Source organism: Nesterenkonia massiliensis, from assembly GCF_000455245.1.
Lineage (GTDB): Bacteria > Actinomycetota > Actinomycetes > Actinomycetales > Micrococcaceae > Nesterenkonia > Nesterenkonia rhizosphaerae.
This window is the reverse complement of the sequence record NZ_HG005179.1, coordinates 1-2,517: the sequence shown is the minus strand read 5'-3', so window position 1 is coordinate 2,517 and position 2,517 is coordinate 1. Positions and strand designations below refer to the sequence as shown.

The following is a 2,517-nucleotide window of genomic DNA, read 5'->3' as shown; positions in this document are numbered from 1 at the left end:
TGGAACTCGCGACCACCTGACCCCCGCCCCCCGGATGACGTCATCGGGAAAGGGGGAGAGGAGGAAGGGGCAGGGGGCCATCGACACGGCTGAGCGCGTCGAGCGCGTGCTCGCCCTCGTGAGGTCCGAGGGCGCGGACGGCCCCAGAGCCACGGCGTTCCGACTCGAGAGGCCCCCTCCCGGGTTGGGAGGGGGCCTCTCGCTCATCGCCGGTGCGGACGACCGGGCGAGCGCCGGTCTCGATCCGCCGGCCTGGTCAGCTCTCCCAGCCCGCGTCGGCGATCCAGCGGAGGGCGGTGAGGGAGGGCATGAACATGTATTCGCCGCCGCGGAGGCGGTTGAACGTGGTCACGCCGTCGACGCGCTTGCGGACGGGGCGGTCGGGGATGGTGAACCGGCCCGGTTCCTCGTGGAGTCCGACGACGGGGTCGCGTTCGGTGCCGAGGTCGACGAAGTTGCCGCGGTTGATCCACTCCTGCTGGAGGAACTCGACCGTGTCGTAGGCGCGGGCGCTGATGAAGATGAAGAACAGGCCGCGCTCGTCGTCCTTGTCGTCGGCGGCGGTGAGGTCGGGGTCCCATTCGGGGCCGAACGTCGAGGAGCGGCGGATGATCCGGTGGATGTTCTCGTCCGTGAGGATCGTCAGCTCGCTGCCGCGCGGGTTCATGCGGCGCACGTGCGCCGAGTGGGGGCACATGAGGCCGCGGCGGTCGTCGGAGTAGTCGAAGTCGTCGTTGCGGGACTGATCCATGCCGAGGTCGACGTCGTCCTTCTCGGGGGAGAGGACGAGCGGCGCCCCCGACCGCCACCGGCCGACGAGCTTCGCGCCGAGGGCGTCGCGGGACTCCTGCGTGTCCTCCTCCGCGTGCTCGCGGAGGAAGTCGTTCCAGGCGCCGACACGGCTGTCGTACTTGCGGAGCACGACGAACGAGCCGTTACGACCCAGCACGTCCGGCGAGGGCATGGCGACGGGCGAACCCGTCTCGCTGTCCTCCCCGAGGATGAACTCGCCCGCCGCGATGGCCCGCTCCTGCCCCGGGAGGGCGTCGACGCCGGCGCCCGCGACGAGCGGCTGGCTGAGCGAGTCGTGGTAGCCGAACGGGTTGGCCGCATCCGGCGCCCCGAACGCGTGCGTGCCGAGCAGGGTGACCCCGTCGATCTCCTCCAGGTACCCCAGAGCCTTCTCCACGGCGTCCGCCAGGGACTCCTCCGAGTCGGCGTAGATCGTCACCGCGACGTGCAGGGAGTCGTCCTTGTAGAACTCCTCCCACGTCTCCGGGGCGTTCTCGCCCGTGTCCATGAGCTGGCCTGCGCGGGCCGCCATGCCCTGCCGGAACGGCAGCGGGAAACTCGCGAGGGACTCCTCCGGCAGGCCCATCGCCTTGAGGCCGGCGTGGCTGATCGCCACCCCCGTCCACGCGTGCATGTCCGCGGTCCAGTCCTGCGCCGAGGGGACGTACTCGACGAGCCGCCCCAGCAGGGCACGACCCCCTTCGGGGGTGTCGACCCGCAACCCCGCGTGGATCCCGACGTAGGGCTCGGGCCGCGACCGCAGGATGAGGGACTGGATGTCGTCGAGCTGCAGCGTGACGCTCTCCCGACGGAACCGCTTGCGCAGCTCCCTGAGGTGCTCGAACGGCATCAGTAGTCCACCCCCTGCGGCGTCGCCACCGCGTCCGACAGCGCCGACAGGGCCTCCCGGGTCGTCGCGTCCATCGCGGTGTTCGCCGCCATCGCGTCGAAGAACGTGTCCAGGGCCTGCTCCATGCGCTGGTACCGGCGCACGTCCACGACCGTCACCTGCGGGTTCGCGACGAACCACGCGGCGGCGTCGATCTGGTGGTCGGCGATGAAGTCCTTGACCTTCGGGGAGTCGATCCCCGGCCAGCCCTCGACGTTGGCGAACAACAGGTCCATGAGCTCGGGGATCTTCGTCGCGAAGTCGTCGATGTAGGTGTCCCAGTCGCCGTCGTAGGCCGTGGCGAACAGCACACGCGTGTCGTCGTCGAGGAACACGAACCGCATGTTGTGCAGCGTCGAGACGCGCTTGGCGCCGTCGAAGTCGCCGCCGGTGAGGCCGAAGATGCGGCGCAGCCGGTCGGCGCCGCCGGGCCTGAGGTCGGCGATGGCGGTCAGCTCGGACACGTTGCCGGAGCGGGCACCGGCCCGGCCGGCCGACTCGTACGTGCCCTCGTGGAGCGGGTTCTTGTCGGTGAGCAGGGAGTTGATCGCGATCTGGGAGATCGTCGGCGCGTCGGCCGCGACCTCCTTGACCACGCGGCGGAACTCCTCCATGCGGCTCTCCTCCGAGAGGCGCGGGTCGATGCGGGTCTGTTCGGACGTCAGCTTCTCGTTCATGGGGTCCTCCAAGGGGGTGAGGGGTCAGGCGGTGAGGTCGGCGAGGGAGTCCGGCTCCCGGCGGGCCACGGCGTTGAGGTCGTGCCGCTGCCGCGAGGACGACTCGTAGGCGAGCTTGCGGACGCGCATGATCGAGCCGAGCGGCCGGTGCGCCTCGAC

2 protein-coding genes are annotated in these 2,517 nt (G+C 70.6%); both read right to left on the bottom strand.

Going from position 1 to position 2,517, the window contains the following annotated elements; all coding sequences use genetic code 11:
- Positions 1-256: 256 nt before the first annotated feature.
- On the bottom strand, positions 257-1,642 hold the full coding sequence (locus TX78_RS12275) for a Dyp-type peroxidase (protein WP_044496630.1): 1,386 nt from the start codon (positions 1,640-1,642) through the stop codon (positions 257-259).
- Positions 1,642-2,358: a hypothetical protein gene (locus tag TX78_RS12270; RefSeq protein ID WP_044496629.1), complete on the bottom strand. Its 717-nt coding sequence runs from the start codon at positions 2,356-2,358 to the stop codon at positions 1,642-1,644. The genes TX78_RS12275 and TX78_RS12270 overlap by 1 nt, the downstream gene beginning before the upstream one ends.
- Positions 2,359-2,517 lie beyond the last annotated feature (159 nt).

Bases quoted from the DNA above. Each gene is read 5' to 3' on its own strand.
- TX78_RS12270 (WP_044496629.1), bottom strand. From the start codon at position 2,358: ATGAACGAGAAGCTGACGTCCGAACAGACCCGCATCGACCCGCGCCTC.
- TX78_RS12275 (WP_044496630.1), bottom strand. From the start codon at position 1,642: ATGCCGTTCGAGCACCTCAGGGAGCTGCGCAAGCGGTTCCGTCGGGAG.